This is a genomic window from Streptomyces sp. NBC_00223 (assembly GCF_036199905.1).
GTDB lineage: Bacteria > Actinomycetota > Actinomycetes > Streptomycetales > Streptomycetaceae > Actinacidiphila.
The window spans coordinates 3,819,456-3,842,433 of record NZ_CP108109.1; the positions used below are offsets into that span (position 1 = coordinate 3,819,456).

The window sequence follows — 22,978 nt, forward strand, 5'->3', positions numbered from 1 at the left end:
GGCTCAGACCTCCAGCCCGAACAGATCGACGGCGTTCGTCTCGAACAGCGCCTTGCGGTCCGCGTCGGTGAGCCAGTCGATGTCCTCGATCAGCAGATGGATGTCGTCGATCCAGCGGCCGGTCTTCGGGTCCTTGACCGATCCGGTGCCCGGCTTCTCGGTGCCGAACAGACAGCGGTCCACACCGACCGTGCGCAGCAGGAACTCGATCGAGTCCTGGGTGTAGAGGCAGGTGTCGTAGTAGAGGCGGCGCAGCCGCTCCTCGAAGGTGGTGCCCGCCCGCAGCGCGGCCGGGTAGAAGCGGCCCTTCTGGTACGGGATCGCGCCGCCGCCGTGCGACACGACGATCTTCAGGTCGGGGAAGTCGTCGAGCACCGTCGACTGGAGCAGCCCGGCCACCGCCAGGGTCTCCTCCTGCACGAAGTGCAGCGAGTAGCTTTCGCGGGCCGGCGGACGGCAGGCCGCCGAGTGGATGATGGCCGGTACGTCGAGTTCGCAGAGCGTCTCCCACACCGGGTACCAGAAGCGGTCGCCGATGGCGGGCGGCTGCCGCAGGCCCTCGTAGGGGTCGGTGTTCAGGGTCGCGCCGACGAAGCCCAGCTCGGTGACGCAGCGGCGCAGTTCCTTGGTCCACAGCGCCGGGTCCAGCTCCATCGACTGCGGCATACCCGCCACGCCCCGGAAGCGGCTGTCCACCTGACAGCACAGCGCGATGACGTCGTTGGTCTCCGCGGTGAACCACTCGACCAGATGGGCCGGGCTCTCGCTGTGCATCATCTGGAACGGCCGGGGCGAGATCAGCTGTACGTCCACGCCCGCCTGGTCCAGGTGCTCCAGGTGGGAGATCTTGCCGAAGCTCGGATGCGGCGCGTTCAGCGCCTCCACGACATGTTCTCTGGTCACTCCGGAACGGCCGCGCCCGTGGGCGCCGCGGTGGGACAACAGGCCCGCTTTGTACGCGTAGAGCTTGTCCGGGGCGGTGACGTGCCCGTGAACGTCGATGTACATGGCGCTGTCCTTCTCATGGTCAGAACGGGCGAGGCCCGCCGTTGCCCCGGGAAGGGTGCCTGCGGCGTCCTTACCGGGTGTCCTGAACCATAGGCATGGTGCGCCCTATGTGGAATAGTTTCAGGGAGAATTCCTCATGGTGGGACAGCTAACTGTCCGTGGCACCTCCCCCGACGTCCCGAGGGCCTGGCGTCCCACCCGGCGTGGACCGTCGGCGCCCGGCGAGGGGCGCTCTGACGTGCATATATCGCATCCGCCTGAGAAACATCCTAGATCGAATTTCCCCCAGCGGACTGTGCGCCAAAAAAGTTCACCATAAAAGAACCGGCGCATCCGTCCCTTTCATCACCGCACTTTCCAGCCACCCCACCCTCCCCCGGGCAGGAGTCGGCCGGGGTGCCCGGTCGCGGGCGGGGCGGGTGGGATCGGAATGGGACCGGGTTGGTCACGGACCGCGGGAGGTGTCCGGGCGGCGCTGCTAGAAATTGCTCGGCCCCAATCAGTGCCTGGGTCGGTCCGCGGATCACGGCGGGCGGACACAGGCCGGGAGACATCCGTAAAGGAGGTGATCAGGATGAAGAAGATCGCCATTCGGAAGGCCGGTTCGGTCCGTCTGACCAGCACCGCGGCGCTCTACGGCGGCGCCCCGTGCGGTCCGACCTGGCCCCCGCTGCCCCCGGTCAACTTCTAGTCGCGCGGCTCAACCCGGCGGCGGGACACGGGACTTCCCGCCCGCCGCCGGTCACCGAGGACCCCGGCCCCAGTCGCCGTGTGCGCGCCCCGGCCGTCCGCCCACGCGGGCCGCCCGCCCACCGGCCGCCGCCCGGCCATCCGCTTGGAGGAGCCATGCCAGACAGGTCGGCGACCGCCGAGCCCGGCGAGGACCGGGCGCAAGGGACGGCGGGAACGCCCGGCGCGCCGCCCGCGTCAGGCACGGCCGACCAGCCGCTCGCCTTCCACGACCTCGTCTTCCAGCCCGACGGCGACGAGGTGACCGTCGGCAGGCTCGACGCGGGCTCGTTCGTGGTGCTCCCGGCCGACGGCGCCGCGCTGCTGCGCCGGCTCGTCGAGGGCAGCACATGCGCGGAGGCCGCCCGGTGGTACTCCGCCACCTACGGCGAAACCGTCGACATCGCCGACTTCGTGGCCGACCTCGGCGAACTCGGCTTCCTGCGGCCGCCCGGCGAGAAGGACGCCGCCCCGCCCCCGCCCGTGCGCTGGCAGCGCCTGGGCCGCGCGGTGTTCTCCCCGGTCGGCGCGGTGCTCTATCTGCTGCTGATCGCCGGCTGGCTGGTCACGACGGTCCGCTCGCCCGACCTCGCGCCCAGCTACCGGCACGTGTTCTTCACCCACTACATGTCCGTCCTGGTGGCGACGATGTTCTTCGCCCAGGCGCCGCTGATCCTGCTGCACGAGGCCGCGCACGCGCTGGCCGGACGCCGGCTGGGCCTGCGCTCCAAGCTGTCGGTGGGCCGGCGGCTGTACTACGTGGTCGCGCAGACCACCATGGACGGGCTGGTCGCGGTACCGCGCCGCAAACGCGTCCTGCCGATCCTGGCCGGCATGCTCACCGACATCGGCGTACTGGCCGCGTTCACCCTGGTCGCCGCCGCCACCCGTACCGCCGACGGCGATTTCTCGCTGATCGGCGGGGTCGCGCTGGGCCTCGCGTACTCCACCGTGCTGCGGCTGGTGTGGCAGTGCTTCTTCTTCCTGCAGACCGATGTGTACTACCTGGTCGTCACCGTGCTCGGCTGCCTCGATCTCCAGGCGACCGCCAAGCAGTTGCTGGCCAACCGGTGGTCCCGGCTGTGGGGCCGCCCGGCCCGGCACGACCCGCGGAACTGGCATCCGCGCGACCGCTCCGCCGCCCGCTGGTACTCCGTGCTGATGGGCGTCGGTTACGCCTTCGCCCTGGCGACGATGGCCGTCAATCTGCCGCCCATCATCAGCCGTGCCTTCCACACCGTGGTGACGCATCTGTCGGGCGGCCCGGCCCACCAGTGGGCCGGCCTCGCGGACAGCGTCGTCTTCCTGCTGATGGTCGTCGGCGAACTCGGCCTCGCCGGCGCGCTGTACCTGCGCGAGCGGCGGGCCGGGCGCAGAGCCGCCACCACCTGGTCCCCGTCCTGACGTCCCTGGAGTGCCCGATGTCCGCTGAGCCCGCCCACTCCGCAGCGCCCGCAGAAGCAGCCCCGGCCGGGCCCGTGGAAGCAGCCCCCACCGCCGAACCGACTTCGCAGGCCGACCAGTTGGCGCCCTCGGACCCCGGCCGCCAGCACCTCCTCGTGGTCGGCGAGCTGCGCCGGGACCGTACGGCCCACCGCGCCGGCCTCGCGCTTCCGCCGCCGCTGCTGCCGGAGATCTCGGCCCACCGGGGACTGCGCGGACCGTACACGGCCGCGGGCACCCTGCTGCGTGCTCTCGTCCCCGGCGCGCTCGACCGCCGGCCGGAGCTGGTCACCGCCCACGAGGTGGAACTGCTCACCGTGGCACCGGAGTTGCGCGAGCTGATCCCCGCCAACCTGGAGACGCTGACCTCGCTGGCCGTGCCCGAGGAGCGGACCCGTTTCTACTCGCGGTGGCGCACGCTGCGGATCGCGCACGGCCTCCAGGAGTTCCTGCGCGAACTGCTGGAGTCCGACGGCGCCGGTACACGGTCGCTGGTCGTCGAGGACCTGGACCACGCGGACCCTACCGACACGGAGTTCGTCTCGGTACTCCTGCGCAGGACCGACCCGGCGCTGCTGACCGTGGTGGCCGGGGGTACGGCCGCGCTGCTCGTCCCCGCGCCGCCCGACCCCGGAGTGGAGCCGGGCACCCCGGCAGGCGAGAACCTGGCCGAGGTGCTGGCCCGGCACTGCCGACGGGCCGACGCGCCGCACATACCGGCGCCCGAGAGCACCGAGAACGCCGAGAGCGTCCACGCGCGGGCCGCCCGCTATGTCGAGGGTGACGCGACCGACGACGACCCCGCCGCCCTGGCCGCGTACGAGAGCCTCGACGCCGCCGAGCGCCGGGAGTTGCACGACCGGCGGGCCGACGCGCTCGCGGCCGCCGGCGAACGGTCCCTGGCACTGGGCGCGATCCCGTACCACCGCGAACGCGGGAGCGAGCCGTACCGCACCGGCATCGCGGCCCTCGCCGTGGCCATGGACACCTGCATGCTGCACGGCTTCTACGAGGCGACCCTCGACCTGTGCCGGCGCGGCCGCGCGCTCACCGACGGCGGGCGCTTCCCTGACCACTGGTGGTACTTCACCGGCAAGATGCCCACCTCGCTGTCCGCGCTCGGCCGCGCCGACGAGGCCGAGGCGATCTGCGACGAGGCCAGGGCGCGTTCCACCAAGCCCGCCGTGCACATCCAGTGCGCGTACGCGACCGCGATGCTCTTCACCCGGCACCGCGAGCCCAGCCGCCGCGACCACGACCGGGCGCTGGCCTGGATCAACGAGGCGATCGCGCTGGCCTCCCTGCTGCCCGACCGCCGGCAGCGCGCCTTCAACACCGTCTTCCACAACAACGGGCTCGCGCTGATCGAGGCTCATCTCGGCCACGCCGAGGAGGCGCTGCGGCTCGTCACGGAGGGCATCGCCGAACTCGACCGCGATCTGGGCGCCGACGAGCACCATCTGCACCGTTCCGTCCTGCGGCACAACCGGGCCACCGTGCTGATCGGGCTCGGCCGGCCGGCCGAGGCGCTCGACGACCTCCGCGCGGTGATCGACCAGGACCCGCACTACCCGGAGTACCACTTCGACCTGGGCAATCTGCTGCGCCTGATGGGCCGTGAGCAGGACGCGCTCGCCGCCTACGAGACGGCGCTGCGCCTCGGCCCGCCCTTCCCCGAGGTGTACTACAACCGCGGCGACCTCAGGAACGACGCCGGGGACGTCGAGGGCGCGCTCGCGGACTTCAGCTATGTGCTGGAGCTGGACCCCAGCTTTGTGAACGCGTACGTCAACCGGGCCGGTCTGCTGCTGGACCTCGGCGATCTCGACGCGGCCGAGCGGGACGCGGCGGCCGGCCTCGCCCTGGCCCCGGAGCACCCGCATCTGCTCGCCGTGCTCGGCCAGGTGCACGCCGAGCGCGACGACGCCGAGGCCGCGCGGGAGGCGTTCGGGAGGGCGCTGCTCGCCGACCCCGACCTGGTGCCGGCGCTGTGCGGCCGGGCGACGGCGGCGTACGAGGGCGGGGACCTGGACGCCGCCCTGGACGACCTGCGCCGCGCGGTCGAACTGACGCCGGACGACCCGGCCGTGCGCTACAACCGCGCCTTCGTGCTGCGGCAGGCCGGCCGCTGGGACGACGCGCTCGCCGACCTCGACATCGCCGCGGAACTGCTGCCGGACGACACGGACATCACCGAAGCCCGCGAGGAGTGCCTGGCCCGCAGGAGCATGGCGATCGGCTGACGGCACCGCCATGGCGCCCGGGCGCCGCGGAACTACGGCCCGGGCGGGCGCCGTTACGGCCTCGGCGGCTGCCACCAGGGTGACCGCGGCGACCAGCGGTCGAACGCCCGGCGGGTGCTGTCCCGTACGGCGGCGGCCAGTCGCGCGAGGGCGGCGGTGACGGACTCCTCGTCGCCGCCGCCGAAGGTCTCGGGTGGTCGCGGGCCCGGCCGGCGCGCGGCCGCCGGGCCGTGCCCGTAGCCGTACCCGGCCGCGCCCGTGACGCCGCCCCCGACCCCGCCCGTGACGCCGCCCCCGACCCCGCCGGCATCCGCGTCCCCGCCCGCGTCCTCGCCCGCGTCCACGTGCGCGGCCAGCAACGCGGTCATCCGCTCCGCGCGTTCGGCCATCGCCTTGCGCCGCAGCGCCCGCAGCGCGCCGGCGGGCAGGCCGAAACACTGCTCGTACGAGCGGATCAGCGACTCCGAGGGAATCCGCCGTCCTTTTTCGATGGCCGAGAACACACTGTGCGCGCTGTAGCCCAATCGCTGGGCGAGGGCCCGTAGGGAAAGGCCGTGCTCCAGCCGTAAACGGTGCAGGGTCAGTCCCAGATCCCGCTCGGCGCGGCCGATGTCGGCGGAGGAGAGCGTGGGCGATGTCGCAGGTCGGACCGGATCGGCCGGCCTGGACGCGGTGCCGGGCGCGCCGCCGCCCGGTGCGCCCGCACGCCCGAACGGGACGCCGACCCGCCGGCTGTTCTCCGGGCTCCGAAATTCCATAAGGCCACCGTCTCCTTGTGGTCAGTGCGCGAAATCCGGCCGCCTCGTGCGCAGTGATCCGCCGCCCGGCCGCGGTGACGGCATCGGTTCGCAAGCATCGTTCCGCACGCAGGTATGCGCATTCCTGGGAAGCGGAACATTCCGTGCCCACGGGAGCGCCCGGTGGGACCCACGGGACGAGCCGCCCGACACACACAGGTTCTTGCGCAAGAAAGTAGAGATTTGGCAAAGCTGCATCCTGATATTGCGGTGCAGTGTCCGCGACATTACGGTGCCCTTGCGCCGTCACCGCCCGCACCACCCCGGGCACCATCCCGCAGTCGCACGCGTCCGCTTGTGATCCCCCGTCCCCCCACCCGTCACGGAACCCGCACCGCGTCCGGCCGCGCTCACCGAGGGCCCCGGCGCCGGCTCCGCCTCAGCTCCATGCGCCTCCCCCATTCACGCCGCCCAACAGCGGTCGAACGGTGCACACACGGCATTCCATGTCGAAAAGGAGCAGACGTTGTACCAGCCCATCAGATATCTGGGGCGCACGATCGCCCTGGGAGGCACCACCGCGTTGCTGGCCGCCGCCGGCGTCTTCGCGCTGGCCGTCCCGCAGGCGTCGGCCGCCACCCCCGCCGCCACCGGCGGCAACGGAGCGAGCCTGCCGTACGTCGAGGTACAGGCGGAGAACTCGGCCACCAACGGCACGGTCATCGGCCCGAGTTACGCCCAGGGCCAGCTGGCCGACGAGGCGTCGTACCGCAAGGCCGTGACCCTCCAGGGCAGCGGCAAGTACGTCACGTTCACCACACCGGTGGCGACCAACTCGATCGACTTCCGGTACAGCATCCCGGACACCTCGGGCGGATCGGTCTACACCGCCCCGCTGTCGCTGTACATCAACGGCACCAAGCAGAGCGACTTCACGCTGACCAACGCCTACAGCTGGTACTACGGCGGCTATCCGTTCACCAACTCGCCGGGCAGCAACCCGCATCACTTCTACGACGAGGCGCACCGGCTGCTCCCGCAGTCGTATCCGGCCGGTACGACCTTCAAGCTCCAGGTGGACGCGGGCGACAACGCGTCGTCGTACACGATCGACTACGCCGACTTCGAGCAGGTGGGCGCCGCGCTGACCGCGCCCGCGGGCTCGGTGTCGGTCACCAGCAAGGGCGCGGACGCGACCGGTTCGGCCGACTCGACCAGCGCGTTCAACTCCGCGATCAGCGCGGCCGGTCCCGGCGGCACGGTGTGGATTCCGCCGGGCACGTACAACATCCCGGGGCACATCGCCGTCAACAACGTGACCGTCGCGGGCGCCGGCATGTGGTACTCGACGGTCACCGGCACCGCGCCCGGCTTCTACGGCAACTCCGCGCCGTCGCCGAGCAGCAATGTGCATCTGCAGAACTTCGCGATCTTCGGCAACGTCCAGGAGCGCGACGACTCCGCCCAGGTGAACGGCATCGGCGGCGCGATGAGCAACTCCAGCGTCTCCAGCGTGTGGATCGACCACATGAAGGTCGGCGCCTGGATGGACGGGCCGATGGACAAGCTGACCTTCAGCGGTCTGCGCATCCGCGACACCACCGCTGACGGCGTCAACTTCCACGGTGGCGTGACCAATTCGACCGTCACCAACAGCGACATCCGCAACACCGGTGACGACGGCATCGCGACCTGGGCCGACTCCGCGCTCGGCGCCGACGCCAACGACACGATCTCCGACAACACGGTGACAACGCAGATCCTCGCCAACGGCATCGCGATCTACGGCGGCCACGACAACACCGTCAGCGGCAACCTGGTGGTGGACACCGGCCTCGCCCAGGGCGGCGGCATCCACGTCGGGCAGCGCTTCACCTCGACGCCCGTCGGCACCACCACGGTGTCGAACAACACCCTGATCCGCGACGGCAGCCTCGACCCGAACTGGCAGTTCGGCGTCGGCGCGCTGTGGTTCGACGGCAGCCAGGGCGCGATCACCGGACCGATCAACGTCAGCAACGCGCTGATCGAGCAGAGCCCGTACGAGGCCGTCCAGTGGGTCGAGGGCACCGTCAGCGGGGTCAACCTGAACAACGTGACCATCGCGGGCGCCGGCACCTTCGCCCTCCAGGAACAGACCGGCGGCGCGGCGAAGTTCACCAATGTCACGGCCACCGGCGTGGGCGCCTCCTCCCCGGTCTACAGCTGCGAGGGCAACAACTTCGCGGTGACCGACGGCGGCGGCAACTCCGGTATCACCGGCACCCCGATCTGCGGCCCGTGGCCGTCCCCGGTCTTCCCGCCCTACCCGGCCGAGGGCGTCACCGCCAACCCGAGCGCGCTCAACTTCGGTTCGGTCGCCACCGGTTCGACGAGCGCCGCGCAGACCGTGACGGTCTCCAACCCGACGGGCGCGGCCGCTGCCGTCTCGTCGATCGCCGCCACCGGCGACTTCTCCCAGACCAACACCTGCGGTTCGTCCATCGCGGCGAACGGCTCGTGCACGGTCAGCGTGAAGTTCGCGCCGACGGCGACCGGCGCCCGTACCGGCACCCTGACCGTCAACGCGGGCGGGAACACCAGCACGGTCAGCCTGTCGGGCACCGGCACCGCGCCCGGCCCGGTCCTCAACACCGACCCGGCCAGCCTCTCCTTCGCCGCCACGGTGGTCGGCTCCTCGGCTCCCGCGCAGACCGTGACGGTGTCCAACTCCGGTACGACCGCGGCGACCGTCTCGGGCGTCACGGCGAGCGGTGACTTCAGCCAGACCAACAACTGCTCCACCCTCGCGGTGGGTGCCTCCTGCACGGTGACCGTCACGTTCAAGCCCACCACGGGCGGCGCCCGTACCGGGAATCTGACGCTCACCGGCAACGCCAACAACAGCCCGACGACGGTCACCCTGGCCGGCAGCGGCATCGACAGCAGCACCAACATCGCGGCCGGCCGCCCGGCGTCGGCGAGTTCGAGCAGCGGTACGTATGTCCCGGCGAACCTCACGGACGCCGACGCCTCGACGTACTGGGAGAGCGCCAACGGCTCCTTCCCGCAGTGGGCGCAGGTCGACCTCGGCCAGAACTACGGCGTCGGCAAGGTCGTCCTCAAGCTGCCGCCGGCCACGGCGTGGGCGGCGCGCACCCAGACCCTGTCGGTGCTCGGCTCCACGGACGGCTCGAACTTCTCGACCCTCGTGGGCTCGGCCGGGTACACCTTCGACCCGAACGCCAACAACAACACGGTGACGATCACCTTCAACTCCGCCACGGCCCGGTACGTCCGGGTCAACATCACCGCCAACAACGGCTGGGCGGCGGGGCAGTTGTCGGACTTCGAGGTCTTCCCGAGCGGCGGCGGTGGCGGGACGTCGGCGGCGACGCTGTCGGCCAACCCCGGTTCGCTGACCTTCGCGAGCCAGGCGCCGGGCACCACCAGCGCGGCGCAGACGGTCACGGTGACCAACACCGGCAACGCGGCCGCGGCGGTCTCCGGGGTCTCGGTCTCCGGTGACTTCTCGCAGACCAACACCTGCGGTTCGTCCCTCGCGGCGAACGCGTCCTGCACGGTCAGCGTCAAGTTCGCGCCGACCGCGTCGGGCACCCGCACCGGCGGCCTCACCATCAGCAGCAACGCGTCGAACAACCCGACCACGGTCGCGCTGACCGGCACGGGCTCGGGCACGGTGAGCACCAACCTCGCCGCGGGCAAGGCCACCAGCGAGTCCAGCCACAACGACGTGTACGCGTCCTCGAACGTCACGGACGGCAACCAGAACAGCTACTGGGAGAGCGCCAACAACGCTCTGCCGCAGTGGGTGCAGGTGGACCTCGGCTCCGCGCAGAGCGCCGGGCGCGTCGTCCTCCAGCTCCCCGCCACGTGGGGGGCCCGCAGCGAGACGCTCTCCGTGTCGGGCAGCACGGACGGCAGCAGCTTCACCACGCTCAAGTCGTCGGCGAGCTACACCTTCGACCCGAGCGGCAATAACACGGTCACCATCACGTTCCCCGCGACCACCCAGCGGTACTTCCGGGTGACCGTCACGGCGAACACGGGCTGGCCGGCCGGCCAGTTCTCCGAGTTCCAGGTCTGGAACACCTGACCCGACTCCCGGTCGGGCACCCCCCGACCGGACCCGCCCATGCATGACAAGGGGCCCCACCGCGGCGCGGTGGGGCCCCTGCCTCTCCCCTGTGGACCACGTCCGCCACTCCGGATCCGCCGTGGGGTGCACGGTCAGGAACTCCGCAGAGCGGATCGGCACGCCCGCCGCCCGACCGGCTCCGCCGCTCCCGAAGGAGCCCGGTCAGAGTGGCCCGGCCCCCACGGCGGCGGCCCGGACGGACGAGCACGTCGCCCGCTGGCCGGCGCGGCGCCGCCGAGCACGCCCACCGCGTCGCGGAGCGCGTCGGCAACGGCAGCCGAGCCCCACGGGGGCGGACGAGACGGACGAGCGTCGCCCGTCGGCCGGGACGGACGGGTGCGTCACCCGTCGGCCGAGGGTGAGCCGACGCGGCGCCGCCGAACACGTCCACCACGTCGCGGAGCGCGTCGGCAACTGGAGCCGGCCCCCACGGGTGGCGGGCCGGACGGACGAGTACGTCGCCCCCCGGCCGGGGCTGAGCCGCCGCGGCGCCGCCGAACACGCCCACCGCGTCGCAGAGCGCGTCGGCAACTGGAGCCGGCCCCCACGGGTGGCGGGCCGGACGGACGAGTACGTCGCCCCCCGGCCGGGGCTGAGCCGCCGCGGCGCCGCCGAACACGCCCACCGCGTCGCGGAGCGCGTCGGCAGCGGGAGCCGGGCCCGACTCGGCTGTCGGATCGGCATGTCCGGCCTCCTCGATCGCCTCGCGTCCGAGCCCCCGGCTCCTGGGTCCGCGCCGCGGGGGCGCGGAGGTCAGGAAGGGGAGCGGGCCCGGGCCGGGGCCCGGGAAGGGGGAGCCGCCCCGGGCTCAGAACGCCGGGTACCGGCCCGGGCTCAGAACGCGGTGTCGGCCGGCGCTCAGAACCCGGGAAGCATCGGTCGCAGACCGCGCTCAGGACACGGGAAGCGCCGGTCGCAGACCGGGCTCGCGGATCAGCGCGGTGACCTCCGCGGCCGCCCGCGACGCGCAGCTCGGCCGCCCCGACCACCGTTCCAGCCGCGGCGAACCGACCATGCCGATCCGTATGTCGTCGACCCCTTCACGGCAGGCGAGGCCCAGCTCGCCGCGCGCGTTGTACACGACGGCCGTGGCGTCGTCCCAGGGGCGGTGGTGCGTACGCCACAGGGTCCGCACGTACAGACCGTCGGGCGCGGCCACGATCCGCCACCGCGCGATCCGGGCCAAGGGGACCACCCAGCACAGCCACATCAGGTACCAGAAGGTCAGCGGCGACGGGTGAACCCCCCACAGGTACAGCGCGACCGGCCCCGCGGCCACCACCGCGAACAGCACCAACGCCGTCACGAACGCCACCGGCCCCGGCTGCCAGCGCACCCGGGCCGGCCCGGTGGCCAGAGCGGCCCGCGCCTCGCGCACCCGGTCCTCGGCTGCCGCCCGGTCCTTCGCGGGACCCCCGCTGACCGGGACGCCGTCGGCCTGGGGCAGGTCGGGCGCGGCGCCCGGACGTATCGGGGAGACCGACACCTCGACAAGCCACTGGCCTGATTCCGTGGCGCTCGCCAGCACCAACTCCCGGTCCCCGCGGACCGGTCCGTAGAGCAGGGCCTGGCGCAGCGTCTCACGGGCGCCGATGTGCGGCCGGTAGTGCAGCACGGGGTCGAGGCCGGCGGTGTCGTCGGCGGCGTATATCTCCGTGTTCCCCCCGTTGCGGCGGGTCAGGACGCGCAGGACGGGCACGGGAGCGCTCAGCAGCGCCGTCACCCGGTGGCGGGCGAGCAGGCCCGACGCGATCAGGGTCACCCCGACCCCCGCGAGGACCACCGCCAGCAGCTGACGGCCGCTCCGGTCGCCGTAGGGCTCGCCCGCGAGCCGCGTCCAGTCCCCGTGGACGAGCACCCGCACCCGGTGCTGCCCGCGGTAGTCGCCCACGACGGCGAAGCGGTGGCGGGTGCCGTCGGGGAGCCGGACGGTCAGGGCGTAGTCGCCGGCGTTGTACTTCACCACGGGAACGTCCCGCGCGGTGGCCGTACGAGCGGTACGGTCGTCGGCCCGGTTGTCCGCGACGACGGTGGCGACCACGGCGGCGCCCGCCGCGCACAGCAGCGCGCCCGCGACCCAGCGGATCACCCCCCGCCGGGCCGGGCGCACCCCGGCGGGCGCCGGAGCCGCGACCGCGAGACCGCCGGCCGCGTCGCGGATCAGCGCGTCCTGACGGCGCCGGACCCGCAGCCGCGTCACGCCGGACACCAGGCCCCAGCACAGCGCGGCGACGACGAAGCAGTCCGCCGCCTTCTCCTCGGGGCCGCCCGCCCAGGTACCCGGCCCGGCCATGTAGAGCAGCAGCAACGGACCGGATATCAGGGCGAGTTCGGGGAGGAAGAAGAGGCACAGCACATGCGGCAGGAACCACGTCGTGGCGATCCCGTCGACCCACTGCGCGCCGCACGGCGCCGCCGGTGTGCACGACGGGTCGGGCGAGACGATCACCGCCCAGAACACGGCGACCGCCACCAGCACCGCGGGGCCCACCGGCCGTGCCCACACAGGGACCTGTAGATGCCGCCACCGCCGGGCGTCGGCGGACAGCCACGGTCGCGCGGGCACATCCGTGAACGGCACGGAACTCGTCGTCATGCGGGCATTATGCGGCCACGCCGGTCCGCGGACGCGGCCCGTACGGAGAACACCGGCCCCGCGCGAAAAGCCGCACGTCCGCCCCGCGCGAAAAGCCGCACGTCCGCCCCGCGCGAAAAGCCGTACCTCCGCCGCGCGCGGAAAGTCGTACCTCGGCCCCGCGCGGAACGGTGAACACCCCGCCGGCCTCAGCGCGGGTGGCGCGCGGTGACATGGGCCCCCGCGTCCGCCTCCAGGGACACCGACCCGTGATCGTCCTTCACCGACACCCGGATGACCGTCTTCCCGCTCTTCGCGTCCTTGCCGACGGTCAGCCGCCAGGACGTGGGGGCCTTGACGCCCAGCGTCGTGCGCGCCTGGTGGATCAGCGCGGGCAGCCGCTCGTACGGAATCGCCCGTACGTCGATCAGCGGATCGGGGCCCAGGGTCAGGGGGATGCCGCCGCGCAGCGTCATGGTCCGGGCGCCGATGGTGAGTTCGAGGACGTCGGGTGTGCCGGTGGCGGAGATCAGGCTCTCGGAGGTACGGCGCATCTCGCCCTCCCGCAGCAGTGGTTCGCCGGACCCCGAGACGGTCGCCGACGACGTGAAGCCGGTCCCGGTCACCGTGAACGACGTACTCGTGGACGACGTGGAGGACGACACCGTCGGGGACGCGGAGGACTTGGCCGGAACGTCGTCCTTGAAAAGGTCCCCCCGGTAGAGCAGTACGACGAGCGCCCCGCCGACCAGGAGTCCCAGGACGGTCAGCAGACACAACCCGCCTCCCATGGGGGGCGATTCGACCTTGGCGGACTCGGGGGCGGAGTCCACCGACTCCTCGGCCACCCGCCGCGCCCACTCCGGCGACGGCCGGTCGACGATCTTGACCTTCCACGGCCGGTCGACGCGGTAGGTGACGACCAGCATCCGGCCCGGCGGATAGTCGGGGATGTCGACGAGGTTGATGTCCATCCGGGCCTCGGACCGGAACGCCGGGCCGCCCTCCGGCGCGACCGTCAGCTCGAACTGGACGGGTATGTCCCCGGTTTCGCTGCCGCCCGCGCGCCGGCTCTCGATGACGGCGAGCGCCGTCAGCCGCTGCGGCTCGGGCAGTCTCGCCCGCCGCCAGCTGTTGAGGACGACCACGAAGACGACGACGAGAACCGCGAGGCCGGCGCCGATCAGCGCCGGACGAAGCTCCTTGATCACCGACCCGACCACCACGCCCGCCAGCGCGGCGCCGACCATGCCGCTGACCACGAACCCGCGGAGCAGAGCGACCGGCCCGGCGGACGCCCGCGCCTCGGCGGAAGCGGACGTCTGGGCCCCGGAGATCGTCATACCGGCGATTATGCCGCCCCCCGATGTACACCGTAAGGACGATCGCGGCACAGCACGGCAACGGCGATTTTCAGCCGTCCCCGGCCATGACCGCAGGGCTTCCGGGCCCTGAAGCGGGCCTGAACTCCCGGTTCACCACGTCCGCTTGACGGCCCGCCGACGCCGGACCAGCGGCCGGGCAACTGATGTTCCGTAAACGTTGCCGGTTCTCTTGACAGCGCTCCGAGCGGAGGAACACTCTCCTGAGAGCGCTCTCACCCTCTCCATCCCCCACAACGGCGTGCCCCCGTCCCGGCCGGACGCGGACCCGCCGCCCCCACAAAAGGAGAAAGAGTACGCATGTGGACTCGAAGTTCCCGAAATAGGCGCGCGCGCCTCCTGCCGCGCCGAACGGGCGGTCGGATCACGGTCGGTCTGGCGGCCGTCGTCGCCCTCGCGACGGTCACCCTGACGGGCTCCCCCACCGCCTCCGCCCAGGCCCCCGCCCGCGCCGCACTCTCCGCGGCACAGGCCCAGGCCGCGCCCGCAGCCGCGCCCGCCGCCGTACCCGCGCCGCCGGCCGGCTTCACCACCGCCTGGAGCGACGACTTCAGCGGCGCCGCCAACACCGGTCTGAACACCGACACCTGGCGTTACGACGCGGGTGACGGCTGGACCTTCGGCACCGGTGAGATCGAGACGATGACCAACAGCACGGCCAACGTGTACCAGGACGGCAACGGCCACCTGGTGCTCAAGGCCCTGCACTCGGGCACCGACCCCAACTCCGGCTGGACCTCCGGCCGGGTCGAGACGCAGGCCGACGGCTTCGGCGCCCAGCCCGGCGGCGTGGTCCGGATGCAGGCGTCCATCCAGCAGCCGAACGTCACCACGGCGAACGGCGCCGGATACTGGCCCGCGTTCTGGATGCTGGGCTCGCCGCTGCGGGTCGGCGTCCCGTGGCCCGGCTCCGGCGAGGTCGACATCCTGGAGGACATCAACGGCCGCAGCTCGGTCTTCGGCACGCTGCACTGCGGTGTCGGCAGCGGTGGTCCCTGCAACGAGACCAGCGGGGTCGGCAGCGGCGAGCACGCCTGCGCCGGCTGCCAGACCGGTTACCACACCTACGCGGTGGAGGTCGACCGCTCGACCTCACCCGAGCAGATCCGCTGGTACCTCGACGGCGCGAACTACTTCACCCTCAAGTCGAACCAGGTCGACGCCACGGCGTGGGCCAACGCGGTCGACCACAGCTTCTACATCATCTTCGACCTGGCGATCGGCGGCGGCTTCCCGGCCGCGTTCGGCGGCGGCCCCAACGCGGCCACCGTTTCCGGCGGCCAGATGAACATCGACTACGTCGCCGTCTACAACAAGCCGCCGGCGGGCAACTTCGGCGCCAACATCGCCCAGGGCAAGCCCACCACGGCCTCCTCGGCGGAGAGCGCCCTGTTCCCGGCGTCGAACGCCACGGACGGCGACATCACCACCCGCTGGTCGAGCGGCTTCAGCGACCCGCAGTGGCTCCAGGTCGACCTCGGCCAGTCGTACAACCTGACGCACGCCACCGTGACCTGGGAGGCGGCCTCTGCATCGGCCTACCAGATACAGACATCCGCCAACGGCTCGACCTGGACCACGGTCTACAGCAACAACAACAGTCCGGCCGACATCCAGGACACCGCGCTCTCCGGCACCGGACGCTATGTCCGGATCTACGCCACGAGCAGAGCCTCGCAGTACGGCGACTCGCTGTACGAATTCGCGCTCTACGGCACACCGACGTCCGGCGGCGGCGACCCCGGCAACCCGGGCAATCCCGGCGGCCCCGCCACCCTGCTCTCGCAGGGCAAGACGGCCACCGCGTCCTCCAGTGAGAACGACAGCTTCACGGCCCCGAACGCGGTCGACGGCAACACCGGCACCCGGTGGTCGAGCGGGTTCTCCGACCCGCAGTGGCTCCAGGTCGACCTCGGCGCCAGCCACACCATCAGCCAGGTCGTGCTCAACTGGGAGGCCGCGTACGGCACGGCCTACCAGATCCAGACCTCGGCGAACGGCTCCACCTGGACCACCGTCTACTCGACGACCACCAGCACCGGCGGCGTCCAGACGATCCCGGTGACCGGATCGGGCCGCTACGTACGCCTGTACGGCACGGCCAGGTCGACCCAGTACGGGTACTCGCTGTGGGAGTTCCAGGTCTACGGCACCTGATCCGTCCGCGGCACCCGGTCGACAACAGCCGACCGAGAACAGCTGACCGAACGCCCTTGGCGCGCCGACGGGCGCACCAAGGGCGTTCCCCTCCTTCGCGGCTCCCCCCGCGCCGGAGACATGAACGGGCCCCGGGGTCGACGTCTTGGGTTCTAACGGTCCTCGCAACACCTGCGATCTGTGGGAGTTGCGGGGACTGTGGGCGTTGAGTGTGGGGATCGTGTGGGGTTGCGGGAGCGTTTCCTTGCGCGGCTGGATGCTGTGGGGAACGTGACGGTGGTGGCCCGTGAGCTGGGGGTGAACCGGAACACTGCTTTCGGCTGGGCCCGGAAGGCCGGACAGGGCTCGGTGCGCCTGCCGCGGCGGCATCCCGGGCGGGATGAGTACGAGCGGCTTCGGGCCGCCGGTGTCGCACGCCGGGTGGCGGCCCGGCAGGTCGGTGTGAACGAGCGCACGGCCAAGGACTGGGACTGGGGCGTCAAGAAGAGCGGCACCACACGCACCTATGCCGACGGCCGCCGTGTCGACTACACCACCGGGACCGTCACGATGGGCGGTGTGACCACAGTACCGGTGGGCCTGCCAGCCCTGGAAAAGCAACTGCATCCGCGATTTCTGACACTGGCCGAGCGCGAACAGATCCGCGATCTGCGTGCGCTGGGCTGGTCGCTGCGGGCGATCGGGCGTGCCCTGGGGCGGCCGGCGAGCACGGTCAAGCGGGAGATCGACACGAACTCCGGCACCGGGGGCTACCAGCCCTACGCCGCCCACCGCGCCGCTGCCGCGCGCAGGCCCCGGCCCAAGGACCGCAAACTACTGCGCGAGGGACGGCTGCGCCGCTTCGTCCAGGACGGACTGCGCAGGCGGTGGTCACCGGAGCAGATCTGCCACGCTCTGTTCAAGGAGCATCCCGACGACCGGAGCATGCGGGTGAGCGTGGAAACGATCTACCAGGCACTGTACTTCCAGGCCCGTGGCGGCCTGAGGCGGGAAGTGCAGGCCGCCGTCCGTTCCGGCCGGACCCGCCGCAAACCACGCCGCGACCCGCAGCGGCGCACACCACGGTTCACCGACCCGATGGTGATGATCAGCGACCGCCCCGCCGATATCGAGGACCGGGCGGTGCCCGGCCACTGGGAAGGCGATCTGATCATCGGCGCGGGCGGGCGCTCCGCGATCGCCACCCTGGTCGAGCGGACCACCCGCTACACCATGCTGGTCCACCTGCCCGGCGCAGCCCACGACGCCGAAACCGTCCGCGACGGCCTCGTCGCCACGATCCAGACCCTGCCCGCCCACCTGCGCGGCTCCCTCACCTGGGACCAGGGCAGCGAGATGGCACGCCACCAGCAGTTCACCATGGCCACAGGCATGCCCGTCTACTTCTGCGACCCCGCCTCACCCTGGCAACGCGGCTCCAACGAAAACACCAACGGCCTGCTCCGCCAGTACTTCCCGAAGGGAACCGACCTCAGCATCCACAGCCCCGAAGACCTCGAACACGTCGCCCAGGAACTCAACGGCCGCCCACGCAAGACACTCGACTGGGATACCCCAGCCGAGCGCCTACGTGATCTACTCACCACCTGAAACCAGGCGGTGTTGCGACGACCCCATGAACCCAAGCGTACGACCCCGGGGCCCGGAGAAATCAGCCGTTCGGCCGACCGCTAGACGGACGCGGCCGAGGAGCGGCGGTACTGGGCCGGGCGGCTGCGCCGGCCGCGGGCCGACTGCGCGCTGCGCTTGGCCCGCTCCACCACCGGCACGGTGATGGTGACCGGCACCCCGGAAGGCGCCTGCGCCCCGGTGATCCGGGTCAGCTCGGCCTCGCCGGAGCGCACCTGCGTGGTCTGCGGGGTGATGCCCGCGGCGGCCATCAGCCGGGTCATCTCGCGGCGCTGGTTGGGCAGCACGAGGGTGACGACGCTGCCGGACTCGCCCGCGCGGGCGGTACGGCCGCCGCGGTGCAGATAGTCCTTGTGGTCGCTCGGCGGGTCGACGTTGACGACCAGGTCGAGGTTGTCGACGTGGATGCCGCGGGCGGCGACATTGGTGGCCACCAGGGCCGTGACGTGCCCGTTCTTGAACTGCTCCAGGGTGCGGGTGCGCTGCGGCTGCGACTTGCCGCCGTGCAGCGCCGCCGCCCGTACCCCGCTGTTGAGCAGGTGCTCGACCAGCCGGTCCACCGCGTGCTTGGTGTCCAGGAACATCAGCACCCGCCCGTCGCGGGCGGCGATCTCCGTGGTGGTGGCGTACTTGTCGGCGCCGTGCACATGCAGCACGTGGTGGTCCATCGTGGTGACCGTGGCCGACGAGGGGTCGACCGAGTGGACGACCGGGTCCTGGAGGTAGCGGCGGACCAGCAGGTCGACATTGCGGTCCAGGGTCGCCGAGAACAGCATCCGCTGGCCGCCGGGGCGCACCTGGTCGAGCAGCTCGGTGACCTGCGGCATGAAGCCCATGTCGGCCATCTGGTCGGCCTCGTCCAGCACGGTGATCGCGACCCGGTCCAGCCGGCAGTCGCCGCGCTCGATCAGGTCCTTGAGCCGTCCGGGCGTCGCGACGACGATCTCGGCGCCGCCGCGCAGCGCGCCGGCCTGGCGGCCGATCGACATGCCGCCGACCACCGTGGCGATCCGCAGCCGCAGCGAGCGGGCGTACGGGGTGAGCGCGTCGGTGACCTGCTGGGCCAGCTCACGGGTGGGGACCAGGACCAGGGCCAGCGGCTGCCGGGGCTCGGCCCGCTGTCCGGCCGTGCGGACGAGCATCGCCAGGCCGAAGGCGAGGGTCTTGCCGGAGCCGGTACGGCCGCGGCCCAGCACGTCACGCCCGGCCAGCGAATTCGGCAGGGTGGCGGACTGGATCGGGAACGGCTCGTTGACACCCAGGCTGACCAGCATCTTCACCAGCGCGGCGGGCATGTCCATCTCCGCGAAGGTCGCGGCGGGCGGCAGGCCGGGGGTGACGGTGACCGGCAGGGCGAATTCACCCTGCGGAGCGGCCGGGCGGCGGCCGTAGCCACCGGAGCGGGCCGGGGCGCCGGACCGGCCGGAGCCGCCGGAGCGGGTGGGGGCCTGCGAGCGGAAGCCGCGGCCGGAGGAACCGGCGGAGCCGCCGCCGGTACGGGTACGGGAGTAGCGGTCGTTGGTGCGGGTGGTGCGGTTCATACGGAACCTTCCTCGACGTGGCACGTATCGAGGAACTCCCGGTGGAAACGAGCAGCACGGAGAATCGCAAGAACGAGCCGGAACATCAATGAAAAAGCGACCGGGCCACGGAAATATTCCGGGAACGGCTTTCCTGGGAAAAGCGACGAGCCGGGTCCCGCACCCCAAGGTGCGGGCCCCGGCTTGCGCCGTACGCCTGAGGGTCAGGCGGGAACGATGTTCTCCGCCTGCGGGCCCTTCTGGCCCTGGGTGACGTCGAAGGTCACCTTCTGGCCCTCGCTGAGCTCACGGAAGCCCTGCGCGGCGATGTTCGAGTAGTGGGCGAAGACGTCGGCGCCGCCGCCGTCCTGCTCGATGAAGCCGAAGCCCTTTTCTGCGTTGAACCACTTCACGGTGCCACTGGCCATGTCATATCTCCTTCGGGGCAGTGCCCGGAGCCCACACCGTGCGGACTCCGCGTCGCCGCGATGATCGCCCCTCCGGAATAACACCGGAAATACAGAAGTGCGCCCACCGGGTCGAAACACGGCGAGAGCACTTGTAAGTTTTTGGGAACCACAACTGCAACTGAGCACAACGGTAGCACGATGCAGGCGGTCAGGCGCGGCGAGTAATTTCACTGCGCCGGTCGGCGCATAAATCCTCACCGCGGGTCGAAGTTATTTCTGTTCCGGTGACATCAGATATTCTGCCGTCGGCGTGGGGCCAGGGCCGGGGGCCACCGCAGGATCAGGACTCGGAGGTCCCGCCCGTGTCCCCGCCGTCCCGCCCCCGCTCACCGCTGTCGGCCCCGGACCCGCGCAGCTTCTCGTTGAGCCGCAGGGCCTCTTCGAGCTGGTCCTCCAGGATGACGATGCGGCACGCGGCCTCGATCGGGGTGCCGGCGTCCACGAGCTCCCGGGCGCGGGCGGCGATACGCAACTGGTAGCGGGAGTAGCGGCGGTGCCCGCCGTCGGAGCGCAGGGGCGCGATCAAGCGGGCCTCGCCGATGGCCCGCAGGAAGCCGGGAGTGGCACCGATCATGTCGGCGGCGCGCCCCATGGTGTACGCGGGGTAGTCGTCGTCGTCGAAACGGTCGGTGGCGTGCTGTTTGGCTTCTGGGGACACTTGCACCTCGTCCAAGACCCGTCGAGAGGCCCGATACCTCATCGCACGAGCTCACTATCCCTAGCCTACCAACGACAGATTTTCCCGGGCCGGTGGACGAGGTGCCGGGACGCGGCGCGTCTGCGCCGGGTCGGCCCGGGCGTTTCCGCGGGCCCGGCCGGACGTGTTTCCCCGGGGTCGGCCCGGGCAGGCGCTCCGACGGGGAGGCCGGTGACAGCCGGTGGCCAGTGGTACCGAGCCGACGGAAGGAAGTCCTCATGAGCGCCAGCGACAAGGCCAAGGCCAAGGCCCAGGAGGCCAAGGGAAGGGCCAAGGAGGCCGCGGGCGGCGCCTCCGGCGACAAGAACATGGAAGCCGAGGGCCGCGCCGAGCGGACCAAGGGCAGCATGCGCCAGGCAGCGCAGAAGGCCAAGGACGCCTTCAAGCACTGACCCGGCGCACGGCCCGTACGGGACGGGAGGTGCCTCCCCCACCAGGTGGGGGAGGCGCCTCCCGCGTCCGTTCAGCTTCCGTAGCGCAGATACACCGTGTCCCCGAGGTGCACGGTCGTGCCCCGGGAGGCGGCCACGAGGGCCGAGCCGTCGAGACCGGCCCGCCAGGTGGCAGCGCCGGCGTTCGCCGTGCCGTTCAGCGCGGTGATCGTGCCGCTGCCGGTCGCCGGGGTGAGAGAGGTCACGCAGCCGCTGGGGGTGGCCGCGGCCTTCGCGGCGTCCAGCACGGCGCCCAGCGTGGTGGTGGCGCCACCGGCCGTCACGGGCACCGAGCAGACCCGCAGCGTGCCCGTGCCGTCGTCCACGACCAGCGCGAGCGGACTGGTGGCGCCGCTGGTGAAGTCCGTGGTGCCGACCCAGCGCGGTGCCCCGGCCGTCACCGGGGTCGGCGGCGCGGCGGTGAAGCCGCCTCCGGCGACCGCGCGCAGGGCGTCGATGGAGGAGTACGCGGAGGGCGAGGTGTCCGTCGGCAGGTACTTGAAGCCGCCGGCGGGGTTGAACTGCTGGGCGAGGAGGAAGTCCAGGGGCGTCTTGCCGGCGGGCGTGGTGAAGTCGGCGCCCTGGGGGTTGAATCCGCAGGCGTTCAGACCGGACACCGCCCAGCCGTTGGAGTCGCTGTTGGCGCCGAACATCGAGTTGAACGCCCCGGAGCCGTTGACCAGCTTGCCCTTGAGGAAGTTCTTGCCCGCCACCACGGCCGGGTCGGTGTTGGCCACCCCGCTGACGCACAGGGAGGCCAGCGTCGCGCCCGTCATGTCGATGTCGCTGGTGGCGGCGAGCGAGGTCGGATTGCCCGCGGCCTGGCCGTAGTTCCAGCCGCCGTCGTTGTGCTCGTTGGCCCGGACCACGGCGACCGAGGCGTCGAGCAGCGCCTGCGGCACGCGCTGTACGCCTCCTTGGGTCTTCGCGCCGCCCAGCGCGAGCAGCGCGAAGACCGTCCCGTTGAAGTTCGCCGGGGGACCGTAGTAACCGGGCGAGGACGTCTGCCAGTACGAGGCGATGTCCGCGATCAGATTGCGGCCGGTGCCGACCCGGGCCGGATCGATGCCCGCGGCGTACGCGTTGAGGGTGCCGCGCTCGTAGTCGGTGACGACCGGTGAGGCGCTGGGCCAGGAGGAGGCCGCGAGTTGGCCCCGGTAGACGGTACGGGCGTTCTTGGTGGTGTCACCGCCCGGAGCGAGGTCCACGGCGGCGGTGCCCGCGGCGGCCAGCGCGCTGAACGCCCACTCGTTGGAGAGCCCGCTGCCGGCGAAGCTGCCGTCGGACGCCTGGAGGGTCTTGAGGTAACCGACCCCGTTGGCCTTGGAGGTGGCGATCTGGGCCGGGGTCGAGGTCGCGCCGGCGGGTGCGGACGCGAGGACGAGGGCGCCGACGGCCAGCGGGACGGTGAGCGCGAGCGCCCGTCTGCCGGGCCGGTGCGCGGTGCGGGTGGTGAACACAGAGGTGAGCGCGGTCATGGGAAGGGCTCCTCGGGTGAGGGGCGCCGTACGCCCCGGCCCCGGGTCCGCTCGGACCACCTCGTGCCGAGGCGGTCGCCGCCCGATCGCGTGGTCAGGCTTCCGCGGTGCTGCGTCGCCGAACGGGTGATCGGGCTGAGCCGACCGGGGCCTCAACACCCCATGACCGGCTACACCGTTGCGCGTCAGCCCCGGAATCACACCGGGTTCCCCCGGTCGGTGACACGGTGAGGCTAACGCAGTGCGGCGGGCGCGCAAGGGCGCCGGGAGAGTGGCGAAGGCGACTGCGCACGGCGTTGACGCGCCCTCGGCCGCCGTGTTCACATGAAACGCATTTCCGA

The 22,978-nt window shown here is 71.8% G+C and carries 14 protein-coding genes; 6 read left to right on the forward strand and 8 right to left on the reverse strand.

The genetic code is table 11. From position 1 onward, the window contains the following. Positions 1-3: 3 nt before the first annotated feature. Positions 4-1,008 (reverse strand): amidohydrolase family protein, encoded by a 1,005-nt coding sequence (locus tag OHA30_RS15970; RefSeq protein ID WP_328914509.1) that lies wholly within the window; start codon positions 1,006-1,008, stop codon positions 4-6. A gap of 846 nt (positions 1,009-1,854) precedes the next feature. Between OHA30_RS15970 and OHA30_RS15975 the strand changes: the two genes are divergently transcribed. Beyond that, the gene (locus OHA30_RS15975) at positions 1,855-3,141 is read left to right on the forward strand and encodes a hypothetical protein (RefSeq protein ID WP_328914510.1); all 1,287 of its coding nucleotides are present in this window, start codon (positions 1,855-1,857) and stop codon (positions 3,139-3,141) included. Positions 3,142-3,158: 17 nt separating this feature from the next. Continuing rightward, on the forward strand, positions 3,159-5,423 hold the full coding sequence (locus OHA30_RS15980) for a tetratricopeptide repeat protein (protein ID WP_328914511.1): 2,265 nt from the start codon (positions 3,159-3,161) through the stop codon (positions 5,421-5,423). Positions 5,424-5,476: 53 nt separating this feature from the next. Here the strand turns inward: OHA30_RS15980 and OHA30_RS15985 are convergent, their stop codons facing one another. Continuing rightward, a complete protein-coding gene (locus tag OHA30_RS15985; protein ID WP_328914512.1) occupies positions 5,477-6,181 on the reverse strand; it encodes a helix-turn-helix domain-containing protein in 705 nt (234 codons plus the stop codon). A gap of 505 nt (positions 6,182-6,686) precedes the next feature. Between OHA30_RS15985 and OHA30_RS15990 the strand changes: the two genes are divergently transcribed. Next, on the forward strand, positions 6,687-10,256 hold the full coding sequence (locus OHA30_RS15990) for a choice-of-anchor D domain-containing protein (RefSeq protein ID WP_328914513.1): 3,570 nt from the start codon (positions 6,687-6,689) through the stop codon (positions 10,254-10,256). Positions 10,257-11,190: 934 nt separating this feature from the next. On the opposite strand, the gene OHA30_RS15995 is transcribed toward OHA30_RS15990, so the two are convergent. Then, entirely contained in the window at positions 11,191-12,894 is a 1,704-nt protein-coding gene (locus OHA30_RS15995) for a hypothetical protein (RefSeq protein ID WP_328914514.1), read from the reverse strand. 188 nt (positions 12,895-13,082) lie between these two features. Then, positions 13,083-14,216, reverse strand: coding sequence for a hypothetical protein (locus tag OHA30_RS16000; RefSeq protein WP_328914515.1), 1,134 nt, complete (start codon positions 14,214-14,216; stop codon positions 13,083-13,085). Positions 14,217-14,555: 339 nt separating this feature from the next. Between OHA30_RS16000 and OHA30_RS16005 the strand changes: the two genes are divergently transcribed. Then, positions 14,556-16,412 (forward strand): galactose-binding domain-containing protein, encoded by a 1,857-nt coding sequence (locus tag OHA30_RS16005; protein ID WP_328914516.1) that lies wholly within the window; start codon positions 14,556-14,558, stop codon positions 16,410-16,412. Positions 16,413-16,766: 354 nt separating this feature from the next. Next, complete coding sequence (locus OHA30_RS16010) at positions 16,767-18,002, forward strand: IS30 family transposase (RefSeq protein ID WP_443045123.1); 1,236 nt, start codon at positions 16,767-16,769, stop codon at positions 18,000-18,002. An 80-nt stretch (positions 18,003-18,082) separates the two neighbouring features. Here the strand turns inward: OHA30_RS16010 and OHA30_RS16015 are convergent, their stop codons facing one another. The 3 genes from OHA30_RS16015 to OHA30_RS16025 form a co-directional block, all read right to left on the reverse strand. Next, positions 18,083-19,582: a DEAD/DEAH box helicase gene (locus tag OHA30_RS16015; protein WP_328914517.1), complete on the reverse strand. Its 1,500-nt coding sequence runs from the start codon at positions 19,580-19,582 to the stop codon at positions 18,083-18,085. A gap of 203 nt (positions 19,583-19,785) precedes the next feature. Next, positions 19,786-19,989, reverse strand: a complete 204-nt coding sequence (locus tag OHA30_RS16020) for a cold-shock protein (RefSeq protein WP_328914518.1) — start codon at positions 19,987-19,989, stop codon at positions 19,786-19,788. 322 nt (positions 19,990-20,311) lie between these two features. Beyond that, positions 20,312-20,731: a MerR family transcriptional regulator gene (locus tag OHA30_RS16025; RefSeq protein ID WP_405785575.1), complete on the reverse strand. Its 420-nt coding sequence runs from the start codon at positions 20,729-20,731 to the stop codon at positions 20,312-20,314. Positions 20,732-20,946: 215 nt separating this feature from the next. Here OHA30_RS16025 and OHA30_RS16030 point away from each other — a divergent pair, with 215 nt between their 5' ends. Further along, on the forward strand, positions 20,947-21,120 hold the full coding sequence (locus tag OHA30_RS16030) for a CsbD family protein (protein ID WP_328914519.1): 174 nt from the start codon (positions 20,947-20,949) through the stop codon (positions 21,118-21,120). A 71-nt stretch (positions 21,121-21,191) separates the two neighbouring features. Here the strand turns inward: OHA30_RS16030 and OHA30_RS16035 are convergent, their stop codons facing one another. Next, positions 21,192-22,637, reverse strand: a complete 1,446-nt coding sequence (locus OHA30_RS16035; protein WP_328914520.1) for a hypothetical protein — start codon at positions 22,635-22,637, stop codon at positions 21,192-21,194. Between the last annotated feature and the right edge of the window lie 341 nt (positions 22,638-22,978).